Here is a 22,974-nt window from a genome sequence, read left to right as displayed (position 1 = left end):
TATGAAAACATTAATTTTTGGCATTCTCGTCGGCTTGACCCATATTTCCTACGGGCAAGCACCTTACCTCAAAGACCGATATAATTTCCCCATCGGCGCATCTATAAACCCTAGATTAGTATCAGAAAATAACGCCTATCGAAACGTGGCAATCACTGAATTTACTAGCATCACGGCAGAAAATCACATGAAAATGATGCTCGTCCACCCCGAAGCTAATCGCTTCGACTTCAGTAAAGGGGATGAAATTGTAACTTTTGCCAAAGACCACAAAAAACGCATCCATGGACATACCCTAGTTTGGCATAATCAAGTCCCCAAATGGATGAATGAATTTTCAGGCGACACCCAAGCCTGGGAAAATATGTTGAAGAATCATATCCAAGAAGTCGCGAGACATTACAAAGGCCAAGTGGCGGGTTGGGACGTTGTCAATGAATCGTTCTTAGATGATGGTAGTTTACGGCCAACGGTCTGGTCAAAAAACATCCCCGATTACATCGCCAAAAGTTTCCAATGGGCCCATGAAGCCGACCCCAACGCCATCTTATTTTACAACGATTATGGTCAAGACGGCAAGCCAAAAAAAATGCAAGCCATATTAAATCTGGTTAAAGATCTGCAAGCCCGAAATATACCTATTCATGGACTTGGGCTACAAATGCACATCAACATCAACTCCAAAAATGACGAACTTGTTAACGTGATTAATCAATCCGCGAAGACGGGGCTGACCATTCATTTTTCTGAATTAGACATTGCGGTAAATCCCAAAAACGATTCCATGTTTGTTTATCATGAAACGGCAAAAAAAGCCCAACAAGAAAAATTTGAGCTTGTTTTCAAGGCCTATCAAGAGCTGCCTAAGCACCAACAATACGGCATTACGTTCTGGAATGTAAGCGATCGTGACTCCTGGTTACGAGGATACTTTAAAAGACCGAAAGAATATCCACTTTTGTTTGACGATACCTACACTAGAAAGCCAATCTATTCCAAATTATTAAACTGATGAACAATAAATCGACGACCCGTTGGGTCCTACAAGCCACCAGCGGACTACTCCTCACTGGAAGTGGACTTTCGCTCGCCATTGATGCCGGAATGAATAAAATGCAAGGCGGAGAATGGTTCTGGTACGGAACCGGCGCATTAATTGTCTTCCAAGCAGGCCTATGTTTAGTCATCGATTCGACCCGATTTAAATGAAAAAATACGCTTGGATCGGTTTGATTTTGATGTGTTTATATGCGCAGGGCCAACAAATAACTTTCGATACCCGTAAAACCTTTCAGACCATGCACAGCTTCGGTGCGTCGGACTGTTGGTCTATGGCTATCATCGGTAAAAACTATCCCGAAAGCAAAAAAAAACAAATTGCCGAATGGCTGTTTAGTCTGGAAACAGACGCATCAGGTACCCCCAAAGGAATCGGACTTTCGCTATGGCGATTCAATATCGGAGCCGGAAGTTTTGAGCAAGGACAAACCAGTAAAATCACTAACGAATGGCGACGTGCGGAAAGTTTTCTAACCGGTACCACCTATGATTGGGAGAAACAAAAAGGCCAACAATATTTCTTGGACGCTGCAAAGAAAAACGGTGTTCCCTATACGTTGGGCTTTTTGAATTCATCTCCCGTTCAAATGACCCAAAATGGATTAGCCATCGGGAGCGGAAAATTAGCTGAATGGAACTTCAATAAAGATAAAATAGATGCGTGGACTGATTTCATAGCGACCGTTTCCAATCATTTTCAATTCACCTTCCTAAGCCCATTCAATGAACCTCAATGGGATTGGGGACCTGGAAAGTCGGGCGAAGCTTCGCAAGAAGGCACACCCATCAACAATGTGGATTTGGCATGGGCGACACGCAAGTTGGCCACTAAATTTCAAGAAACACATACGAAAACTCGAATCGTAATTCCAGAGGCAGGCCAACTGAATTATTTGGTTGATCTCAAAAGCAATCGACCTTGTCAAGATGGCCAAATCGATGAATTTTTCAATGTAAATTCGCCTAACTATCTCGGCAACGAACCCACGGTTGAAAAGGTCATCGCTGGACATAGTTACTTTACCACGTCGCCCACGAGTAGACGTGTCGCACTCCGACAGGCCGTTGGCAAAAAAGCACAAGAAGCGCAAATCAATTATTGGCAATCTGAATTTTGCATTCTAGGAGATAATGCAGGTGAAATAAAAGGCAACGGAGTGGATTTGGGCATGAAAACAGCCCTTTACGTCGCCAAAGTCATCCATTCAGATATTCATGATGCGAACGCAACTTCCTGGAGCTGGTGGTTGGCAGTCAGCGCGAATGACTTTAAAGATGGATTGATATATACGTTCAATGGGCAAACAAAAGGAGAAAATGATGCCAATAAATTGGATGCGGAGTTATATGATTCCAAAACACTTTGGGCATTAGGCAACTATGCGCGATTTGTGCGTCCGGGGATGAAACGCATCGAGGTAAGTATCCAACAGCCCGATTGCTTGATCACCGGATTTACAGATCAAAAATCAAATGTATTTGTACTTGTTAATTCTGGAAATGCATTTGAAATGAATTGGCCTAGTCAACACGAAATCAAAACCTACACCACCACAGAACATCAAAATTTAGCTTTTCAATCTGTTCGCGATGGAAAGATCCAAGTCCCGAGTGCGTCGATCATTACCTTAGTTTATTCTAGCAACAAATTATTTAATTAAAAACCTAAACCAATCCAACATGAAAAAATCACTCCTTTTGAGCTTGATACTCTTACTTACCCTTAGTGCCTTGGGCAAACCAACAGGCACCTACAAAATTGTCGTTGAAGGATTCGACTGGGGGGCAGGCGTAAACAAAGTCATTCTCCAACTATCCGATACAACTTCAAAAGTAAACGCTTCCGAATACCAGATTTTTGCCAGTCGGAAATCTGCGACTGGTCCCATTGCCGACGAGCAAAATAAACGCGACATCGTTACAGCCTATGTGTCCGACGAACAAGGCAATCGGATAAAAACGGGCAAGAATATTACCCTCGTTTTAGCGGTTAGTCCCACCTCTCCGATCACCTCTCCGATACAATACATTCGCGGAAAAGGTAATGTTTGGGTGGATTATGCGATGACGGTCATGCATACGAAGAGCCAACAGGTTTGGGATACGCCTGAGCGCAAAATCATGCCTTTGGTGGATCAATTTGACTTGACAGGAAAATATACATTTAGTGACAAATTAACCATGTCGTACGCGTCCTATGCGCCAAAAACAACAAAAGAGAAGTCGCCACTGGTGATTTGGTTGCATGGTGGAGGTGAAGGCGGAACGGACCCAACGATCCCATTGCTAGGAAATAAGGCAGCTAACTATGCGTCGGAAGGAATTCAAGCCATATTTGATGGTGCCTATGTTTTATCACCACAATGTCCGGGTGCTTGGATGCACAATGAAAAGGGCGTCGGCACGCAGGGTAAAGACAACGATATCTATAACGAAGGACTAATGGCCTTGATTAAGGATTATGTCAAAGCTAATCCGAAGATTGACGCCAACCGTATTTATGTAGGCGGTTGTTCAAACGGTGGTTACATGGCGCTGAAATTAATCCTTTTACACCCTGATTATTTTGCGGCGGGATACATTAGTGCATTGGCATATCGCTCAGAATACATTGCGGATGCCGATCTTCAAAAAATCAAACAGGTACCTATGTGGTTTGTACACTCGAAAGACGACATGACGACCATTCCCAAGTTGACCGTTGAGCCCGTTTTCAATCGCCTTCGTGCGGCGGGAGCGAAGAATGTCCACTTTACCTATTATGATCACGTGAATGACATCACGAATTTCTATGGCGGTAAAGGCTTCCAATATAATGGCCACTGGTCGTGGGTATATTTGCATGAGAACTTACCAAGAACCGATTTGGATGGGTCGGCAGTTCGCGTCAACGGGAAACCTGTGACGATTATGGAATGGCTGGCAGCACAGAAAAAAGGGAAATAATAATACAAGGCAGCTCGAGAGGGCTGCCTTTTTTAGGCTAGTTTCTTTAGCGCAAAAATCAGTTTATAAAAGTTAAATTGTGATTCATATCACGATTCCACGAGCTTACCTTTTTTACCTTGCAGAAAAAACAAGCAATATGAAAAAGCTCGAATTATTCGTTGAAAACATTAAATGTGCTGGGTGCATGACGAGCATCAAAAAAGGAATTCTCGAATTAGCGGGAGTCACGCACGTAGACATCGCGTTAGCAGAGGAAAAAATCACCATCGAAGGAGATCACCTAAACCGCACTACCATCGCCAAAAAATTAGATGGCATGGGCTATCCTGAAAAAGGCAACAATACCTTATTTAAAGAAGCTAAATCGTATGTGAGTTGTGCGATAGGAAAAGTGAGTGCTTAAATCAAAAAGCAGGCCATCTATTGATAGCCTGCTTTCTTTTTCTCTCTTTTTTCTTCTTTCTTCTCCTTCGGAGTCTTCGCGGGTTCCTTCTTATCCGCCTTCTTGGAATTCATGCCTTTAGCCATGGTGTTGGGGTTTAGGCCAACAAGTACGTAAAATATTCTGAGAATCCCTTAAATCCTGTATGACAAACCTAGCATTTCACGCAAAGTAATTACCAGAATTGTTCGAACGCGTAGTTAATTTACCCGAAACCCAAAAACCTGTGAGTAACTCGCCGACGACTCATCCATTGTTTTAACCATCCAATAATACGTACCACCCGACTTCACCGGAATACTTACGGATTCTGTTTTGGATTTTATAGGAGCTACCTCCCGAATTCTCACTTTCGCTACATCCGTATCCACAAAAACCTCATAGGTCAAAAACGAATTTCCTGAATCGGGGTCTGATCCAGCCCAGGCCAACTTCACCTGACCAGCCGATGCGCTGACTTGTTGGCCAGAAGCCGGAAACGTCAAACTCGCCGGAAATGGAGCATAACTTACCTCTCCCGCACCTGTCAAATAAAATTTCCATTTAGCCGAACTAGATGTTAAAGTAGTCTTGCTCGATTTTGAAATCACTTGCCACTCATACGGTAGGCCCGTCACCAACGTTACCGTTCCTGGGCTAGTTGGGAAACTTTTGGTCTCCGTCGTGTTAGTCTTCAAATTCGTAATCTTTATCTCATAACTTGACGCGCCTGCCACCGGAACCCAGGTAAACTGAACCTCATTCGCACTAGTATTTCCTCCGACCAAACAGACTGAATTATTAGCAGGTTTACTTAATTCCGCTGCCTCTGGAGCCTTTTCTGGAACAGCCGGAGTCACCACAACCTCAGCTTCTTTAGCGCTACACGCCATCAGGTAAAATCCCACCACGATTATTGCGATATACTGCCTCATAGTTTTATTAATTTAACTTGTTGCTGCACTGTCCGCCCCGATACCTCCATCAAATAAGTTCCCGAAGTATACGAACTCAAATCCAAGGAAACCATACGCATGGAATCCACAATATGCTTTGCCTGATTGTACATTTTTCCAAGTAAATCATATATGTTAATCTCCACTTCCGCATCTTGTCCCGCCACGTAAACCGTTACAGGCCCCATCGTCGGATTCGGAAAACACTGAATCTGTTCAGATCGGAATATCTCGCGGCTAAATTCCCCCTGACATCCTTGTGAAGTCCATACCCGAACTTCATTTTTTCCTGTAGCCAAATCCGTCGACCAAGTCCCCGCTTTTACTTCAAAAGTTTGCGCATTCACCTTTATAAAATAAGCATCCGAACCCTGTAAATCCAATCGAAGTGTTTGATTATCCGGACTCAAAATCGCTTGCACAGCTAACACATCAGGCTGCTTTACCTGTACATCAAACAACTGCACATAATCTTTCTGACCTTCAATCGTGATGGAAATAGTATATTTCCCAATCGCTAAATTGTCGAGTACCTGCTTCGCGCCAGCAACTGCCTTCAGCGATTTGGTGTACGAAGAAGGCCCTTTAATATCAATCAGATAGGTGTGTTTCAAATCCTTAAACATCAGCTGCATAGCCCCATTCGTTGTCCCTGGACAAGTTGTTGCCGTCACTTGAATCGAATAATTATCCGCTGACAGCTTAAAGACTGGACAACCGTTTAGGTCAACTACCGTCCCCAACGGGGTATTGGCACATTGGTCAAACAAATCGGGAACTCCATCCGAATCTGAATCCGCAAACGTATCCTTAATCAATTGAATCTTCTCGAACTCACGATACAAAATCTGTTTATTCATGGATGCAGGCGACCCCATCCATTGATTCAATAACGACGAATAAGCTTGTCGGTAATCATATAACACAGGCAAATCCTCATTCATTTTATAATTCGTCGGAATCACGGGATTCTTACCAATCACACCACCTTTCACCGCATTTCCAAAAACAAACATCGGTGCGACAGTACCATGATCCGTTCCCGAACTACCATTTGAATGAATCGTTCTGCCAAATTCAGACAGGGTTACTCCCACCACCCGATCACCCAAATTCTGAGCATCCAAATTTTTCATAAAGGTGACAATCGTATCATTCAATTGCTTCAACAAAACAGCATGTTGGCCCTTCGTAAAATCTTGCGTATCCACCTGTTGGCCGTGCGTATCAAAACCACCCAAACGCACCATATATACCCGCGTATTCAATCCACCCGAAATCAAGCGATGAATAACCTTAAACTGATTTCCCAAATCATTTTCATCAAACGGAAACGGCGTCGTACCCGCCCGGTAAGCTGCCTGAACAACAGAACCGTACTCTTGGGACTGCCGGCCTATCAACTGTAAATACGCCAATCTTGACCCCTGCAATGTCTCCGGATACGTATTGAGAAATGGATTCATCAACTTATGGAAGTGGTCCGGATTATTATAAATCAGACTGGTAAATGAATTTTGACCTTGAAAAAGTAAGGTAGATTGCCAACCAATCTCGATGGACAAAGGATGCGGAAAATTCGCATTGGGATATGCTTTAGGGTAATTGGGATGTTTGGATTCAATATACCGAGCCATCCAGCCGGAAGACACATTAATATCAGAATCAGAGCCCGACATCCAAATATCTGAAGAACGGAAATGGGAATAATTGGGTTTGGCGTAGCCAACAGACTGAATGATCGCTAATCGTTTTTCGTCAATCAAATTATTCAAGCCACCCATCGCTGGGTGTAAACCGGCAGCAGTCCCTTTAATCGGAATGATTTTTGACTCGGGTATAATTACACCCGGTCGGACCTTTTTCAAACTTTCATATTGATCCAATGGAATGACCGTATTCAATCCATCATTACCACCATCTAACCTGATGAGAATAAGAATTTTGCCTTCCGCCACGGTATTTTGCATCAACTCATTTTGTTCAAACAAGTCCATACCCGGAATGAAGGCTGGCATTGCTGCCAAATGAGCCATATTATGTATAAAATTACGTCTATTCATGGCTCGTTAATGTAAATGTGTTTCACCATATTGGAAAATCAACCCCATCGCCTGCGCTAACCGATTCTGGATTACTTGTCGGTTATCCGCCGTAGGATTACCCAAAAAAGCATACCAAGCTCCCGACCAATAATTTGCATTTGTATTTCCTTGCAACACCCGATCAATAATTCTTGCACGAGAAGCCGCATTAATTGGGATGTTGATGAGGCGATCAATTAACTGATCCACCAAGGCATCTAAATTCTCAGGCGTATTAAACTTGCGTATATATTCAGGTAAATCTACACGAACAAGCATGCCCGTTTTCGTGGCATTATTGTAATAGACCCAATTCCCCCAATTGAACATTGAATCGGTATGCTGGGCGCGCTTAACGATAGTTTCTGAATTAATCCAAAACAAATCAAAGGCAGGAGTTTGATAGTATGCAGGCCAGCCAGCCACATTGGGAGGATCACCCATGTTCATACCTAAATTATTCATTTGATTATGAATGCCATTGTAGCGCTGGAATTCGTAATGTAACAAATCTTCCCCAGGCACGACGGGCACGAATTTATTATCCAACAAAGGCATATCAAATTCCTTCGCAAGTCCAATCACGAAATCTGCCGGGGACTTTATAATCGAATTGTAGTGTACCGAATCAAAAAAATGTTCGCTGGAAAGTAAAGTACGTATGACCGGTAAAATCTCAAATTTGGCATCTCGAAATACCTTAGCAAGTGGAGTGATTATCAAATCCTCCGTCGCCGGATCGATCATGGGGTTGACGAAGAAGCTGTAGATGCGCCGACACATATATTTGGTAACTTCATCCGTCGTAAAAATCATATCGATCGCCTCGCGCAATTCGCCATCTGCGCGATCCGGATTATTAGCTCCTGAAATCTTTCGGTTACCATAAAATTCCGAAAACTGCTTATCGCCAATGTCGTGATTCCAGTACCCATTAGAAACTACGGTCCGACCCTCCGTTTTCATGGTTTTATCCCAATCAAAATTCCAGCCTGTTAATAAACGCGCCATTTCCCTTACATCACTCTCGGTAAACTTGGAATTGGGGCCTTTTCCTACCGTAAATAACTCTTGTAATTCACGGGCATAATTTTCATCGGGTGAAAATTTATTGTTTTGATTTCCATTCAAATAAACGAGCATGGAAGGATCCAACGTAATGTGGTAAATCAGATCTTTAAAATTTCCTAAAGAAGATTTAAAGAGGGTATCCACATACTGAAATGCATTCTTTACAGGACCTCCATTTTGAAGCGAAGCAACTAATAAATTGTGGTAAAACAAGAACATGCGCCAATGAATCGATGTCTTTTGATTCACAAACTGCTTCGAAAGCCACGCTTTTAATGACTGTGTGCGCATACCATTCAACGTACCATTATCCTTAACATATTCGGGAGCTGTCACCCAGACTGCACCTTTCGGGACATCTGCCTTGACTACTTCCGGATTGTCGACTACCTGCATGTAATAATCATTAACAGGGAGCGCAAATGGCTTCTCTGGTGTTAATAATAAATCAATGCTTTGTTTGAGCGAAAAGTCTTTGATCTCTTGATAACTCTTGTAACTAAAGCCAACCAGCGCTCGATTGAGTAAATGCATTTTTTGTGCTTTACCAAATTCCCCGGTATATGGACTAAGCCCTTTTTTAGAAGTGTATACACGATCCTTTCGAATACCCACAGTTTCCAATCGAATGTTTTCCTTCTGGAACAACTCGACTAAATTCGGGGTCTTGACTTTAGGTATTTTTTCGTCTGCCATCTATATTTTCCTAAATATGTTGTTTCTTGCGGCCATGAAACGTAGAAACTTCATCCAACATCTGTGTCCTGCGCTTACGATTACACAAATCGCTTTATTCAGTAGTTGTCAAAATGAGGAGGAATCCGTAATCCCAGCCACATCAGAAGAAGAAAAAGAATTTCAACGTGTTTCAGCTTTATTCAACGCAGACGGCTTTTTCCAAGAAGGCAAAAGCGTTTTTGTTAATTTGGCGCATAAAAACTTCGTCAAGTTAGCAGATATTTCAGGTTTTAGCAACGTTATTGAAGCAGGTATACTCCTGTTAAAGACTGATGCCACGACCATTAAAGCGTTCGACAACTGCTGTCCACATCAAGGTGCACGCGGCGCTTGGGTGTTAACAAATGATCGATTTAAATGTCAAAACCACGGAAATTCGTATAATACAACAGAAATAAATCCAGTAGGCTGCGATTCAAATAGTCTATCCGGTGGACTTGTTCGTTATCCTGTCACCCTATACAAAACTTATTTAAAGGTCGTAAAGTCCTAACGGTATGCTCACAATTGCCATCATCGGTGGGGGCGCCGCCGGATTTTTCGCCGCTTTATCAGCTAAACAACATTTCCCCGACGCACGGGTTTGCGTATACGAAAAAACATCTAAGTTTTTGGGCAAGGTGAAAATCTCGGGAGGAGGTAGGTGCAATGTGACGAACGCAACGTTCAACAAGCGTATCCTTTCCGAAAATTACCCACGCGGTGAAAAATTCTTACGCAAGGCTTTTGAGCAATTTGATACAAAAGACACGGTGGACTGGTTTGAATCGCGGGATGTTGCGCTGAAAACGTATCCGGACCAATGTATTTTCCCACTTTCCAATGACTCACAATCCATCATTGATTGCTTTTGGTATGAAGCCCGGAAATTAGGCGTAGAACTTTTCCTGAGCCATGGGGTGGACGCTATAAAACGTGCCAAAAACGGCTTTCAGCTACATTTTAAGGATTCGGAACTGGATGTTGACCGCGTGATTGTAACCGTAGGTGGCCAGCCAAAATCATCCGGACTCCAATGGCTTGAAGATATCGGCCATCAAATCGTTCCACCTGTCCCATCGCTTTTTACGTTCAATATGCCACAAGATCCCATTCGGGAGTTGATGGGTATTGTCGTAGAACATGCAACTGTTCGGATCGAAGGTCAAAAATTAATTGGCCGCGGACCATTATTGGTTACCCACTGGGGCATGAGCGGACCGGCTATTTTACAGTTGTCGGCATGGGGCGCACGCATCTTAGCCGAAAAACAATACCTGTGTTCGATACTTGTCAACTGGCTTGATGAAGAAAAAGAAGAAAGTTTGCGTGCGCAAATCAAACAAATTGTCACGGCCCACGGCTCCAAAATGATGAGTAACCACAACCCATTCCCGATGCCCAATCGGCTTTGGATGTTCTTACTTGCAAAAAATGACATAGATCCAGCTAGTAGATGGCATGATCTAGCCGGAAAAAGCCTGAACAAACTCGTGAATACCTTGATCAATGACCGCTATGAGGTCAAGGGCAAAACAACCTTTAAAGAGGAATTTGTTACAGCTGGCGGGGTGGATTTGGCTGAAATCCAAGTGAATACCATGGAAAGTACTGTGTGCCCAGGCTTATTTTTTGCCGGTGAAGTGATGGATATCGATGGCATAACCGGGGGCTTTAATTTTCAAGCAGCCTGGACGACCGGCTATATCGCGGGAAAAAACGTGGGGAATAATCTGGATAAGGTGACCGAAAAATAAAATTCATCATCCACTTAATAAAAAAGTAATGGAATTATATTTTAAATCGCAGATTTTGCAAACTAAATTGATTCATTCCCATGAAATTTTGCCAACTGAAGCATTTGATTATTGCGCTCCTTTTGTACCAAATTTCATTTGGCCAAGAAGTATATCAAGGTGTTTTTAAGCGCTATAATTCACTTGAACTAGGTGGCGGTTCCGCCAATTACATCGGTGATCTCGTTCCCTGGAAGGCATTTCCCACCATGGGGCCTAAAACGGCAGGTTTTAACGTCCGAGTAGGCTTGAATCGCTATTACACACAAAAATTTTCTGGAAAATTTAGTTACCAACTTTCCCAATTGACCGCAGATGATAATGAATATATCGCAAACGGAAAGTTTGGGGGTAATTTCATTCGAAACTTACATTTTCAAAATTACGTCCATGAGCTAAGCGCACAAGGCGCCTATCATTTTCAGAAAACGCGGAGTAATATTTTAAAACGCCAACGAATCCGCACCCAACTACATGGTGGCTTGAGCTTGATGTTCCATACACCTTTCGCAAGGCCCATGGTTTCTTTAGCATCCAATTCTCCCCAACATAAAAATTGGCAAAATTTAGCCGCTGTAAATACAGAAGGCACAGATTACTCCCGATTTATTGTGGCCATACCGCTTGGCTTTAGCTTGCAGGTAAAGCTAAGTGACCAATTTGACTTAGGACTATCTTCTACAGTTCATGTTACATTTTCAGATTATTTAGATGACGTATCGGATAAACGAAATAACATGTCAGTAAATCCCCAAAGTGATTTTTTTGACCGGAGTTTGGAGCCTTTTGGCGCAAATACCTTGCGCAATCGAATTCCTATTTTACCAAATGAAAATGGTTCTTTTTCGCAAAAAGGAAATGACCTTTTCATCAGTACGCAAATCCAACTTATTTACCACATAAGGCGAGGGAATACGTTTAACCAATTGAATAACTAATAGCGATGAAAAAACTAGGGTTATGGATTTTGGTGATCATGTTATCAATCTCAGGTTGCAAGGAGGAGATTTACAAATTTCCTGTTCAGGTGCTTACGCAGGATGCGAAAAAAACAAAAGCTACCTCTGTGCAAGCTGAGGCCATTTTTATCAATCCTAGTGAGGAATCAATCACCGAAAAAGGATTTTACTATACCGTAAATGATAGCGCATCACGCATCTTAGAAAATAAGGCTATCGTTGCTGATACTGGATTTTCCAAGACACTCATGTCCTTGCAAGCTAATACCGAATACTCCTATTTTGCTTTTGCAAAAACGGCGTCAAATGATGTACACGGCCCTGTAAAACGATTTAAAACCTTAGCTTTTCAGGCACCTACTTTAACCACCTCGGATGTCAAAAACATACTGATAACAACGTGTTTGGCCGGTGGAAACATTTCCTATGATGGCGGCAAACCGGTCGTTGACCGTGGCGTTTGTTTGAGTTTATCCGCCAACCCAACCATCCAAGATATACGCATTCAGATTGGTCAAGGGGAAGGGGATTATGGCATTGTCATTACGAAGTTAAAACCGTTTACGACCTATTTTATTCGCGCGTATGCCATCAATGAAATTGGCATATCCTATGGAAACGAACTCAGCTTTAAAACGCAGGACTATCGGCCAGTTACCTTACGCACCTTGGATCCGGAAGCAGTCCAAATTTTTGAAGCTACGCTTGGGGGCGAGACCCAAGATGCGGTTGGAGGGGAAATAATCCAACGGGGCATTTGCTTGAGCAGAACACCCAACCCGACGGTTGAGGACACGCGATTTACGTCGAGCACAAATGGATTAGGGATGTATAAAATCGTCGTAAGCTCGTTGGTCGAAAACACGAAATACCACATACGCGCCTTCGCTAAAAATGAAAAAGGGTATGCATATGGAGAGGATAAAACATTCCAAACACAAGATATTCGGATACCTGTAGTAGAAACAAGCAGCGTGACGAATGAGACTTTTTCGACTGCCAACATAACCGGAAAGCTGTTGGACGATGGCGGGGTGCCAATCATAGAACAAGGATTTTGTTACAGTAAACAACCTAATCCGGACATCAATGACGCAGTTGCAGTATCGCGCAATTTAAATCTCTTTCTCAAAAATTTGGAGGATGGAACTACTTACTACATTAGGGCTTTTGCGAAAAACAGAAAAGGAGTTGGTTATGGGGCGACTATTTCATTTAAGACCATTGGCTATACATTTGCTGAGGTATTCACCCATGAAATCACGACGTTTACAACCAATTCAGCTGAGGTGAATGGAAAGGTAATTTCGGAGGGAAACACATCAGTAACGGAACGCGGAATTTGTTGGGGCACGAATCGCAACCCAACAATCGAAAATACGAAAATTGCTGCCGGTAGCGGCCCAGGTTCTTTTGGCACGACATTTCGAAACCTACCTGAAGGACAAATCTATTATGCGCGCGCTTATGCGATCAATCAAAAAGGGGTAGCCTATGGGGAGGAACGCAGTGTTCGAATTCGAGTGACACCTCCACCGGTTGTTTCTAATCCGGGATCGGGTGGTTCGGGGGGATCTTCTAGTAATCCACCGAGTTCGGGGGGAAGTAGTGGGAGTTCGGGTGGGTCAACAAGCACTCCGCCGAGTTCAGGGGGATCAAGTGGAACAACAAACACATCAACACAAAAAAAACTATTGGAGGTTGGCGATCAATATCAAGGAGGTATAATTGCATATTTATTATTGCCTGGTGATTCAGGATATGATGAAAATAACCAGCATGGGCTAATTGTTTCACCAGTGGATTTTCTTGGAATTCCATGGGGTTGCTACCCCAAACCGATGGGATGTAATTCTAGTGCGTATGGTTCAGGAAAATCCAATACTGATTTAATTTTAGCAAATTGTAGTGAATCCAATATTGCCGCTAGAATTTGTGCAGATTTTGTCAATGAAGGATACTCTGATTGGTTTTTACCAAGCTTTGATGAATTATATAAGATTTTTTTAAATCGAAATTTAATTGGTGGATTTGCAATGGATACGTATTGGACTTCTACAGAATTTTTCACTAAAAATTTGATGTTTAATGTCGTGGCAGCTGAAGTTATATGGTTCAGAGATGGAAGTAGAAATATTACAGAATTTAATAAAAATGCTCCTATTCGGGTGCGTGCCACCCGCTACTTCTAAACAAAAACCCTCCCCAAATATCAGGGAGGGTTTATTTAATCCTAGTTCTAATTTATTGTCTTTCTGTTAGGGTCTCTGTGAGACCACAACTGTCTGATTAAGCCTTAAATTGAATCACAAAGAAATAGGAGTTTGGCTACTTTTCAAAATTTACCCACTTACTTGCGTCTGAAAATCCAATAGACAAAAGTAAGCAATTGACAAGCATTACCTTTAAATAAACAAAATATTATCGAAAGTGCATAAAAAATCCCAAACTGAAGTTTGGGATTTTAATCGTATTGCCCTTGAAACTACAACGCAAATAAATCTTTATCCAATTGTGGCTTCACCACACAGGTATTGTCTAAATGCATCGTGGCTGTATTCGTTGCATTATACGTTGGCCATGCGGGTAATCCCGTGTGATTCGGATTACCTACTTTGGCAAAATTAATCCACGCCTGGCTCATTTTGTCCGCTAACACATACGCGTCTTTTCCACCACCAGTCATCTCTTCACAGCGCGCAATGTTATTAAAACAGAACGGTAACTCCACACAGTGAATTGCCTTATACTTGCCATCCGCCACGGGTGATTGCCACGTAAATAGGTACATGAAAACGGGTGCTCCGCCTAAGGCCGACTTCACATTCGCTTGCTCCACAGCACCTGGACGGAACATGCGGTCCACATCTAATAAATCAGATGGTCGTGTATCGTTTGGATATGCTTTCTTCACGGCTGCTTTGTATGCCTCCGCTTTGGCACCATAAGTTTTTTGAATAAATGCCTCCACCTCCGTAGCAGATGCATTGGCCATCGCCATGTTTGCAAATGGAGCAAATTCATTTTTCACCGTACCGATCAATAAGGGTATGTCTTTCGATAAAGCTAATGCCTCTTTATCCGACATTTGATAAGGTAAAACATCTCCATCCAAACTTGGGCCCCAACTTAACCCAAATCCACCTGCTGGCTTACCGGCTGCTTTTAATTGTGCCGCAACGACCTGCAAGGCCTTTTTACCCGCACTGGCTAAAACTGGAAATGGAATCTTTTGTAAACTGTCTGCCTGATTGGGTGCTAAATTTAAAGCCTTCATCACCTCAGCCGTAATCGCTTGGGTCGTTGACTTACTTAACATCTCCGAACGAAACGCACCGCTCTGATTGATCGCCTTATGAAACAAACCTTTCGCTGATGGCATCGCCATCAAGGTATTTACTTTGGCACCACCACCCGACTGACCAAAAATGGTCACATTTGATGGATCACCCCCAAATGCTTCGATGTTGTTTTTCACCCACTCCAAAGCTGCCTTCATATCCAGCACGGAGTTGTTGGCCGAATATTTGTACTTTTCGCCATAGGCCGACAAATCTAAATACCCCAAGATATTCAGTCGGTGATTGATCGAAACGACAACCACATCACCTTTTTTAGCCAAATTTTCACCGTCATACGAAGGTAATTCTTGAGAAGATCCTGATGTAAATCCACCACCGTGAATCCAAAACATCACGGGGCGCTTCTTACCATCCTTAATGCCTGGCGTCCACACATTGACACGCATGCAATCTTCATTCGTAAATCCCCACGAATGATTGAACACAAATTCAGATTCATCCTGCACATTGGTCGTTGGGTCCAATAAAGGCGCTACCGGTCCGTAAGTATACGAACTACGCACATTGGTCCAAGGCTTAGGTTTATGCGGTGCTTCAAAACGAGCGGCCTCCGCATACGGAATTCCTTTATAGGTGTAAATACCTCCGTGAACATATCCACGCACAGAACCTGATTCTGTAGGCACAACACCTACAGTAGAACCCGTGGTGATTTGGGCTTGCGCGATCCATCCCGAAAACAGGATGCCGCAGACTAAAGCAATTCTTTTCATCTATTTAGTTTTTATAATAACGATCTAAAAATTCATACCGGGCATCATTAGCCGCTGGAACAGATTTGGATTCGACATCCAATACCATCACGGCAGGGTTTTTCTCTTGGGATTGTGCAGTTGGCCAGTTAGGCAAATCCTTTCCGTTCGGATTACCTGATTTGATGAAATTGGCAAAATAGGTGAACATCGTATTGGACACTTGATAATCTTCCTGAGTCCACGCATATTCTTTAATCAACCTTAAATTCCCCATGCAATATTCAATTTCACACGCATGCGGCGCGCCTATTGCCGGACGCGGCTTCGGTGCATTTGGATCTGCTTTGACTGTTCCACCAGCTAAAGCTGAGGCACGGGTATTGTCAACCAAAGGCGGGCGTAGTTTTGAAAACATATACCGGTAAACCGCTTGCGAAGAATTCTTACGATGTAAGTCAAACCACTTCCATGTACTATACGAGATAAATCGATCCGAAGCTAAGGCCGTCGCAGCATACTCAACTTCTTGCTCTGTCTTGCCTGGATATAAAGCCATGATGGCATCTACTTCCGTTGGAAATGCCGCTTTTACTTTCTCTAAATAATTTTCAGGCGTATAGGGTTTCCCTTGCATGAAAGCTAATCCTGACATTTCGGCTGAATTCCAACCAAGTAGCAACGGAACTTGCGCCTGTTCTTTGGCATTGAAAATGGCTGGTATTGATTTCGGATAAAAATAGCCATCAATAACCGCTGTATTATAATTTTTACGCGTTTCTGATTGAATCTCAAACAACTCACGGGTAGTCAATTTGCGTAAATCAGCTAAAGACTTTGCGTTCGCCTTTACCGCAAATTCAACGCCTTCTTTTTCTGCTTGCGCCAAAGGCACCGGATACAAGGTTGGGTTAATCCCTGCCCCACTTTCACCAATCGCCCCCGCAATCACATCGCGAGCAAGTGGAGATGACATCTGCGCACTGACCGAAACGGATCCGGCCGACTCGCCTGCAATCGTAATCTTTTTCGGATCACCACCAAAAGCAGCGACATTGCGTTTTACCCATTGCAGCGCAAAAGCTTGATCCATCAAACCATAATTCCCAGAACCTTTATAACTCGTTTCTTTACTTAACTCTGGGTGTGCAAAAAATCCAAAGACACCCAAGCGGTAGTTCACCGTAATCACGACAATTCCTTGTTTGGACATCGCCTCTCCATCATAACGCGGCTCGGAAGCATCTCCTGCAAAAAATCCACCACCATAGAAATAGACTAAAACAGGTAAATTTTGGGTATTTCGTTTCGCAGGTGTCCATACATTTACGTACAAACAATCCTCACTTAATCCCTGAGAGCGGGAATTCATATCACCGAAAACGATGGCTTGAATCGGTCTTGCTGAAAATTGCTTCGTTTCTTTGACACCTGTCCAGGCTGAAATGGCTTGTGGCGCTTTCCAACGTAAATCACCTACAGGTGGTTTCGCAAAGGGTATACCAAAATAAGTTTGAATGCCCGATTGCGTATGATAATTACCCTCGATTTTTCCAGATTCGATTTGGGTTTGAACAGCCATTTTGTTGTCACTTTGCGCATGAGCAGCAAACGCAAAAATGCTCAATAGGCAAGTGAGATGCCAGATTTTTTTCATTCGTTTGATAGGTTTTTCTATTGTAATAATATGATACAATAATATAAAAATAATGCCAACTAGCAACGAGGCGCTATAGGGACTTGCTTAATTAAGCTGTAAACATTCGATGGAATTCAATTCAGGCCCTCCTCCCCGATTCGCGCTACCGTTGGCCACATACAATTTACCCTTATAATTCACCACCCCGGTGCCATGTCGGCCTTGATTCAACGACGGGAATTTCACCCAATTCCCAGTCCGTACATCCAGCGCTTCTACTTCCGCATGGGCACTTGTTTGAGAAATACTTTCGCCTAGCATGACGATTAAATAAGGAAATTGGCCAATTGACGCCGTTCCGGCACGCTGCGTAGGTAACGGATTAGCCAATGTCGTCCAGCTGCCTTTTTTAAAATCATATACATCTACTTCCCCAATCGTCTCGTTCAATACCTTCCCAATGGAGGCATGCGAAGTTCGCCCACCGGCTACATATAATTGATCGCCAACTAGTGTAGCTTGGAAGTGATCGCGTGCACGTGGTGCATCGGACAATTTTTCCCATTGATTGGTTTTCGGATCAAAAACATCGAACCATTTGACATGTCCGTCCCAATGTCCATCTTGAATTCCTGATACCAAATAAATTTTATCTTTCCGAACGAATACTCCAGCAGAACCACGTAATCTTTCCGTAGGTATCGCAGCACCCTCACGCCAAACTTTGGTCCGAGGATTAAAAATCCACATGTTGGCCAAAGGCTTTTCATGCGGATAATTTCCGGTCATCGCGCCCATCACATAAATTTCATGGTGAAAAGAAATAGCTTGAAAATGATGAAATTCGAAGGGCGCATCAGCCACAAATTCCCAGCGATTTTGTTTGGGATAATAGGCATCCACTGGCCGCTTTCCTCGCCCGCCTAGTGCATATAACACACCATCGCAGTTGACAAATGCACTTTCATGACGCTTAGCGCCACTGGTTTGAACTTCTACGGCGCTCCATGTCCCGGCGGGAATTTGACCAAAGAGACTAAACGAGCTAACGAAAATGAAAATCAAAGCTAATTTCATAGGTATAGGTTTTTTCTAAAAGTAACGATTGCCCGTTTAAATCAGGATTTTAAAACTGCTAAATTTTCCTTAGATTCGTAGCTTTAACAATAGGTATTATGCAAAAGAAATTAATTGGATTAAGTGTATTACTAGTTGGCTCTTTGAGCTTCATGTCCTTACGTACGCAACCTGTCGAAGAGGCTCCCGCCGAAAAAACATACACACAATACTGTGCATCTTGTCACGGTGAAAAAGTAGAGGCATTCGTTGACCGTCAATGGAAACATGGTAATTCAAAAGCACAAATTCTCGCTAGTATTACGAATGGGTACCCCGAGTTAGGCATGCCTACTTGGAAAGAGACGATTTCGGCGAAAGAAATTGAAAAATTAGCAGATTTAATCGTTGAGAATTTGGCTGGAGTTGAGCAATATAAATTTGCCAACAAGCCTACCTCGAATGTATTTCAATCAGAGGGGATGCGCGTGGAATTGGATACGATTGCCACCGGATTTGATAGTCCTTGGGGTTTTGCTCAACTACCAAATCTTGAGTATTTAATTTCGGATCGTTCAGGAAAACTATATTTGGTAGATCAAAAGAAAAATAAAACGCTTATCGAAGGAACCCCACAAGTCATGTCTAAAAGTCAAGGTGGGTTATTAGACGTTGTTTTGCACCCACAATATGCTAAGAACGGTTGGGTCTATATGTCGTATTCCAAATTTAAAATAGAAGGTGGCAAAACCTTAACTTCAACAGCAATAGTCCGTGGAAAAATCAAAAATAATTCGTGGGTAGAATCGCAAGAGATTTTTGAAGCCTTGCCGTATACGCAGACGTTATATCATTATGGATCACGTTTGGCATTCGACAAAAAAGGCATGTTATTTTTCAGTGTAGGTGAGCGTGGCATGGAAAAAGTATTTCCACAGGCATTAGATAATGACAATGGTAAAATTCACCGGATGTATGATGATGGTCGAATTCCGGCCGACAACCCTTTTGCTAAATCGGCGCATCCAAGTGTTTATTCGTACGGACAGCGTAATCCGCAGGGATTGACGTTGAATCCAACAACCGGTGCGATTTGGGAAACAGAACACGGTCCGCGTGGTGGAGATGAGATAAATATTATCCAATCGGGCAAAAACTACGGTTGGCCTACCATCACCTATGGCATCAACTACGATGGCAAACCAATATCAGCTATTTCTAAAAAAGAAGGCATGGAGCAACCCATCTCTTATTGGATTCCTTCGATTGCACCTTCGGGATTAACCTTTATTGACAGTGATAAATATCCAGCTTGGAAGGGCAATTTGATGGTTGGCTCTTTGCGATTCAACTACTTGAACCGATGTGTGATTAAGAACAATAAAGTTGTTAAGCAGGAGAAGGTTCTTGTGAATCTAGGTAGAATGCGTAATGTCAAAATGGGGGTTGATGGCTATTTGTATGTAGCTACGGAAAACCCAGGGATGGTATTTAGGGTTCGACCATAAGTCTCTATTGAATTAAATGTAAGCGCTGCCGCAAGTCTTAGGATTTCGGCAGCGTTTTTTTTGAATATGATACGGTAAACAAAATTCAAATGGGTTATGCTGATGAGAATCAAGAATATAGAAAAAACAAATGCGTTAAAAATCCGTTAAATTGCCAACATCAAACCCGATCATATATGTCAACAAAAATACAACGCCATGAATTCTTGAAATCTTTGGGCTTTAAAGGAGCTTCTTTACTAGCTGTTTATTGCGGTGCTGCCAGCTTAAGCTCATGTCAAAACGAATCTGTAGGTCCTGCATCAGCCATTGACTTTACCCTTGATTTATCAAATGCAGCCTATTCGGCACTTAATACAGTAGGCAAATATGTGATCTACAATCAGGTTGTTGTTGCGCGTGTATCATCAACAAGCTTTGCAGCGGTAACGCAAATTTGCTCGCATGAGGGTCAAGCAAAAGTCATATACAATGGCTCTAACTTTTATTGCACGGCACATGGGGCGACTTTTAGCACGACGGGGGTAGCAACGTCTGCTGTGACAAACAAAGCAATTTCTTCTTATAAAACAGCTCTTTCGGGCACAACCTTACGAGTATATGCATAGGTTACTACTATTATGTGGACTGCTAAGTTCATTTCAGCTAGCTGCGCAAGATGACTTGTTGGCGATACTGGAGAAAGAAGATGCTAAAAAGCCAACCTATACGCTGGCCACATTTAAGGCATCTCGTTTAATCAATGGACAATCGGTCGAAACGATCGCTAAGCAGCATGTAAATTTTTGGATCTCCCACCGGTTTGGGGCGGTTAATTCTGGATTTATAAATAATTTTTTTGGTCTGGATGAGGCACGTATTCGTTTGGGATTGGAGTATGCTATTACGGATAATTTACTGGTGGGTGCTGGTCGGTCTACCATTGAAAAAACGTATGATACCTATGCGAAATACAAGGTGCTTAGACAATCAAATAAGATTCCTGTGACGGTGACGGCTTTTGGTAGTGTGGCGAGTAATACGATGAAAACGGGATATACGATGGAATCAGGAACGGTGATGCGATTTTACAATAATCTGCAACGCCAAAGCTACATTGGGCAGGTGTTGATTGCACGTAAGTTTTCGGATAAATTATCCTTGCAGTTAATGCCAACCATCATACACAATAATTTAGCGGAAAGTGTGTACATCGAAAATACGCAAGCATCGATGGGATTTGGGGGTCGATATAAACTGAACAATCGCTTGAGTGTATCGGCTGAGTATTATTACAATCTAGTTGAAAAGGAAGAATATGAAGAATCGGCTGGTCAAAAATACCCGTATCATAATTCGTTGGCCATCGGCTTTGATATTGAAACAGGCGGTCACGTATTTCAATTGCATGTGAGTAATTCGCGCGGGATGATTGAGAAACATTTTATAGGTCAAACGATAGGCTCATGGGAAAATGGGGACATATTTTATGGCTTCAATATTGCCCGAACGTTTAGTTTCGAACCAAAAATTAAGAAATAATGAAATACCTAATCACGCTACTGTGTGTTTGCCTTACCTGGGCGGCAAATGCCCAATTATTTACCACGCAGACGGGTGAAATTTCGTTTTTCTCAAAGACTCCGATGGAGGATATTGATGCGGTTAATAAGCAAGTGGGAAGCATTATAAATTCGGCGACCAATGAAGTTGCTGTACAGATGCGCGTGACCAGTTTTATCTTTCCGAATAAGTTGATGCAAGAGCATTTCAACGAAAATTATTTGGAGACGGATAAATTCCCTTCAGCTACGTTCAAGGGTAAAATTAAGGAGTCCATTGATTTAAAAGTCCCGGGTACCTATACGGTTACGGCGATGGGGACGGCAACGATTCATGGTGTGTCGCGTCCGGTTGAATTGAAGGGTACGTTGGTTTCAACTGGTAAAAATTTAGTCTTAACGTGTCAGTTTGATATACATTTGGATGAATACAAAATAGATATTCCTAAAATCGTATTTAAGAAAATTGCTGAAGTCATCAAAGTAAAGGGTAACATGTCGTATGCCCTACGATAGATGAAACACCTACTACTTTTGGGTCTTGATCATTGAATTCCTTGGCGCAGTTTATCAAGAAATAGGTGAAAAAGTTGGTGAATAATCCCCCTACATGCTGATTACATTAAATTATCAATAAGTAGATATACTATGTCACAAGTTGGCTCGTTTACTAACGCTGCCGGGGTCTACGACCCCGGCAGCGTTTACCCAATTTGACAAATATTACACAAAAGGAAATGGGAGCAGATTGTAGGAAAGAAAGGTGTCAAATTAAGTAAATTAGTAACATCTACGTCTTTAATACTCAAACACCCCCAAACCTATGACAAATCAAAACAATTCCCGCCGGGATTTTCTAAAAAATTCCGCCCTATTCACAGCAGCTGCTGCATTTCCCACTATTTTACACGGTAGAAACGCCGGCGAGAAAGTTAAACTTGCCTGTATAGGTATCGGTAATCAAGGTGGATCTGATGTCATGTCCTTATTCAACACAGGACTGGCGGAAATTGTTGCACTTTGTGACGTTGACATGGGCGCTCCCCAAACACTAAAAGTGTTAGAGAAATTTCCAAATGTTCCGCGCTTTCAAGACTTTCGCAAGATGTTTGATCAAATGGGAAATCAAATCGAGGCGGTAGCTATCGGTGTACCAGATCATTC

General features: G+C 42.6%; 20 protein-coding genes. 14 read left to right on the top strand and 6 right to left on the bottom strand.

Features of this window, described 5'->3' with window-relative positions:
* Position 1 precedes the first annotated feature (1 nt).
* The 5 genes from ACIQ6T_RS05875 (at position 2) to ACIQ6T_RS05855 (ending at position 4,411) form a co-directional block, all read left to right on the top strand.
* On the top strand, positions 2 to 1,012 hold the full coding sequence (locus ACIQ6T_RS05875; RefSeq protein ID WP_395784981.1) for an endo-1,4-beta-xylanase: 1,011 nt from the start codon (positions 2 to 4) through the stop codon (positions 1,010 to 1,012).
* Positions 1,012 to 1,209, top strand: coding sequence for a hypothetical protein (locus tag ACIQ6T_RS05870; RefSeq protein WP_395784980.1), 198 nt, complete (start codon positions 1,012 to 1,014; stop codon positions 1,207 to 1,209). Before ACIQ6T_RS05875 ends, ACIQ6T_RS05870 begins: the two co-directional genes overlap by 1 nt.
* A complete protein-coding gene (locus tag ACIQ6T_RS05865; protein WP_395784979.1) occupies positions 1,206 to 2,720 on the top strand; it encodes a glycoside hydrolase in 1,515 nt (504 codons plus the stop codon). Before ACIQ6T_RS05870 ends, ACIQ6T_RS05865 begins: the two co-directional genes overlap by 4 nt.
* Before the next feature lie 19 nt (positions 2,721 to 2,739).
* Positions 2,740 to 4,005 carry a prolyl oligopeptidase family serine peptidase gene (locus ACIQ6T_RS05860; protein ID WP_395784978.1) on the top strand — a complete coding sequence of 422 codons (1,266 nt, stop codon included), beginning with the start codon at positions 2,740 to 2,742 and terminating at the stop codon, positions 4,003 to 4,005.
* 139 nt (positions 4,006 to 4,144) lie between these two features.
* Positions 4,145 to 4,411: a heavy-metal-associated domain-containing protein gene (locus tag ACIQ6T_RS05855; protein ID WP_395784977.1), complete on the top strand. Its 267-nt coding sequence runs from the start codon at positions 4,145 to 4,147 to the stop codon at positions 4,409 to 4,411.
* A 239-nt stretch (positions 4,412 to 4,650) separates the two neighbouring features.
* Here ACIQ6T_RS05855 and ACIQ6T_RS05850 read toward each other — a convergent pair whose 3' ends face one another.
* Genes ACIQ6T_RS05850 through ACIQ6T_RS05840 form a run of 3 tightly spaced genes read right to left on the bottom strand, consistent with a single transcriptional unit; the run spans position 4,651 to position 9,236 of the window.
* On the bottom strand, positions 4,651 to 5,364 hold the full coding sequence (locus ACIQ6T_RS05850; protein WP_395784976.1) for a hypothetical protein: 714 nt from the start codon (positions 5,362 to 5,364) through the stop codon (positions 4,651 to 4,653).
* Positions 5,361 to 7,448, bottom strand: coding sequence for a DUF1501 domain-containing protein (locus ACIQ6T_RS05845; RefSeq protein WP_395784975.1), 2,088 nt, complete (start codon positions 7,446 to 7,448; stop codon positions 5,361 to 5,363). Before ACIQ6T_RS05845 ends, ACIQ6T_RS05850 begins: the two co-directional genes overlap by 4 nt.
* 6 nt (positions 7,449 to 7,454) lie before the next feature.
* The gene (locus ACIQ6T_RS05840; RefSeq protein WP_395784974.1) at positions 7,455 to 9,236 is read right to left on the bottom strand and encodes a DUF1800 family protein; all 1,782 of its coding nucleotides are present in this window, start codon (positions 9,234 to 9,236) and stop codon (positions 7,455 to 7,457) included.
* Between the two features lie 16 nt (positions 9,237 to 9,252).
* On the opposite strand from ACIQ6T_RS05840, the gene ACIQ6T_RS05835 reads away from it, so the two are divergent.
* The 4 genes from ACIQ6T_RS05835 to ACIQ6T_RS05820 all read left to right on the top strand — a co-directional run bounded on the left by ACIQ6T_RS05835 (position 9,253) and on the right by ACIQ6T_RS05820 (position 14,204).
* The gene (locus ACIQ6T_RS05835; RefSeq protein ID WP_395784973.1) at positions 9,253 to 9,771 is read left to right on the top strand and encodes a Rieske 2Fe-2S domain-containing protein; all 519 of its coding nucleotides are present in this window, start codon (positions 9,253 to 9,255) and stop codon (positions 9,769 to 9,771) included.
* Between the two features lie 4 nt (positions 9,772 to 9,775).
* Positions 9,776 to 11,014, top strand: a complete 1,239-nt coding sequence (locus ACIQ6T_RS05830) for an NAD(P)/FAD-dependent oxidoreductase (protein WP_395784972.1) — start codon at positions 9,776 to 9,778, stop codon at positions 11,012 to 11,014.
* 80 nt (positions 11,015 to 11,094) lie between these two features.
* Positions 11,095 to 11,991 (top strand): DUF6089 family protein, encoded by an 897-nt coding sequence (locus ACIQ6T_RS05825; RefSeq protein ID WP_395784971.1) that lies wholly within the window; start codon positions 11,095 to 11,097, stop codon positions 11,989 to 11,991.
* 5 nt (positions 11,992 to 11,996) lie between these two features.
* Positions 11,997 to 14,204, top strand: coding sequence for a hypothetical protein (locus tag ACIQ6T_RS05820; RefSeq protein ID WP_395784970.1), 2,208 nt, complete (start codon positions 11,997 to 11,999; stop codon positions 14,202 to 14,204).
* 293 nt (positions 14,205 to 14,497) lie between these two features.
* Here the strand turns inward: ACIQ6T_RS05820 and ACIQ6T_RS05815 are convergent, their stop codons facing one another.
* The 3 genes from ACIQ6T_RS05815 to ACIQ6T_RS05805 form a co-directional block, all read right to left on the bottom strand.
* Positions 14,498 to 16,087: a carboxylesterase/lipase family protein gene (locus tag ACIQ6T_RS05815; RefSeq protein ID WP_395784969.1), complete on the bottom strand. Its 1,590-nt coding sequence runs from the start codon at positions 16,085 to 16,087 to the stop codon at positions 14,498 to 14,500.
* A 4-nt stretch (positions 16,088 to 16,091) separates the two neighbouring features.
* Positions 16,092 to 17,723: a carboxylesterase/lipase family protein gene (locus ACIQ6T_RS05810; RefSeq protein WP_395784968.1), complete on the bottom strand. Its 1,632-nt coding sequence runs from the start codon at positions 17,721 to 17,723 to the stop codon at positions 16,092 to 16,094.
* A gap of 87 nt (positions 17,724 to 17,810) precedes the next feature.
* Positions 17,811 to 18,782: a Kelch repeat-containing protein gene (locus tag ACIQ6T_RS05805; protein ID WP_395784967.1), complete on the bottom strand. Its 972-nt coding sequence runs from the start codon at positions 18,780 to 18,782 to the stop codon at positions 17,811 to 17,813.
* 98 nt (positions 18,783 to 18,880) lie between these two features.
* Between ACIQ6T_RS05805 and ACIQ6T_RS05800 the strand changes: the two genes are divergently transcribed.
* The 5 genes from ACIQ6T_RS05800 to ACIQ6T_RS05780 all read left to right on the top strand — a co-directional run.
* Entirely contained in the window at positions 18,881 to 20,269 is a 1,389-nt protein-coding gene (locus ACIQ6T_RS05800) for a PQQ-dependent sugar dehydrogenase (protein WP_395784966.1), read from the top strand.
* A gap of 176 nt (positions 20,270 to 20,445) precedes the next feature.
* Complete coding sequence (locus ACIQ6T_RS05795) at positions 20,446 to 20,877, top strand: Rieske 2Fe-2S domain-containing protein (protein ID WP_395784965.1); 432 nt, start codon at positions 20,446 to 20,448, stop codon at positions 20,875 to 20,877.
* The gene (locus ACIQ6T_RS05790; RefSeq protein WP_395784964.1) at positions 20,870 to 21,790 is read left to right on the top strand and encodes a DUF5777 family beta-barrel protein; all 921 of its coding nucleotides are present in this window, start codon (positions 20,870 to 20,872) and stop codon (positions 21,788 to 21,790) included. Before ACIQ6T_RS05795 ends, ACIQ6T_RS05790 begins: the two co-directional genes overlap by 8 nt.
* Positions 21,790 to 22,326 (top strand): YceI family protein, encoded by a 537-nt coding sequence (locus ACIQ6T_RS05785; RefSeq protein ID WP_395784963.1) that lies wholly within the window; start codon positions 21,790 to 21,792, stop codon positions 22,324 to 22,326. The genes ACIQ6T_RS05790 and ACIQ6T_RS05785 overlap by 1 nt, the downstream gene beginning before the upstream one ends.
* A gap of 307 nt (positions 22,327 to 22,633) precedes the next feature.
* On the top strand, positions 22,634 to 22,974 hold a 341-nt coding region (locus ACIQ6T_RS05780; RefSeq protein ID WP_395784962.1), incomplete at its 3' end, for a twin-arginine translocation signal domain-containing protein.

The sequence above is a fragment of the Aquirufa sp. genome (assembly GCF_044377215.1).
Lineage (GTDB): Bacteria > Bacteroidota > Bacteroidia > Cytophagales > Spirosomataceae > Aquirufa.
The sequence above is the reverse complement of the archived record's forward strand: the minus strand, read 5'-3'. Positions and strand labels throughout refer to the sequence as shown.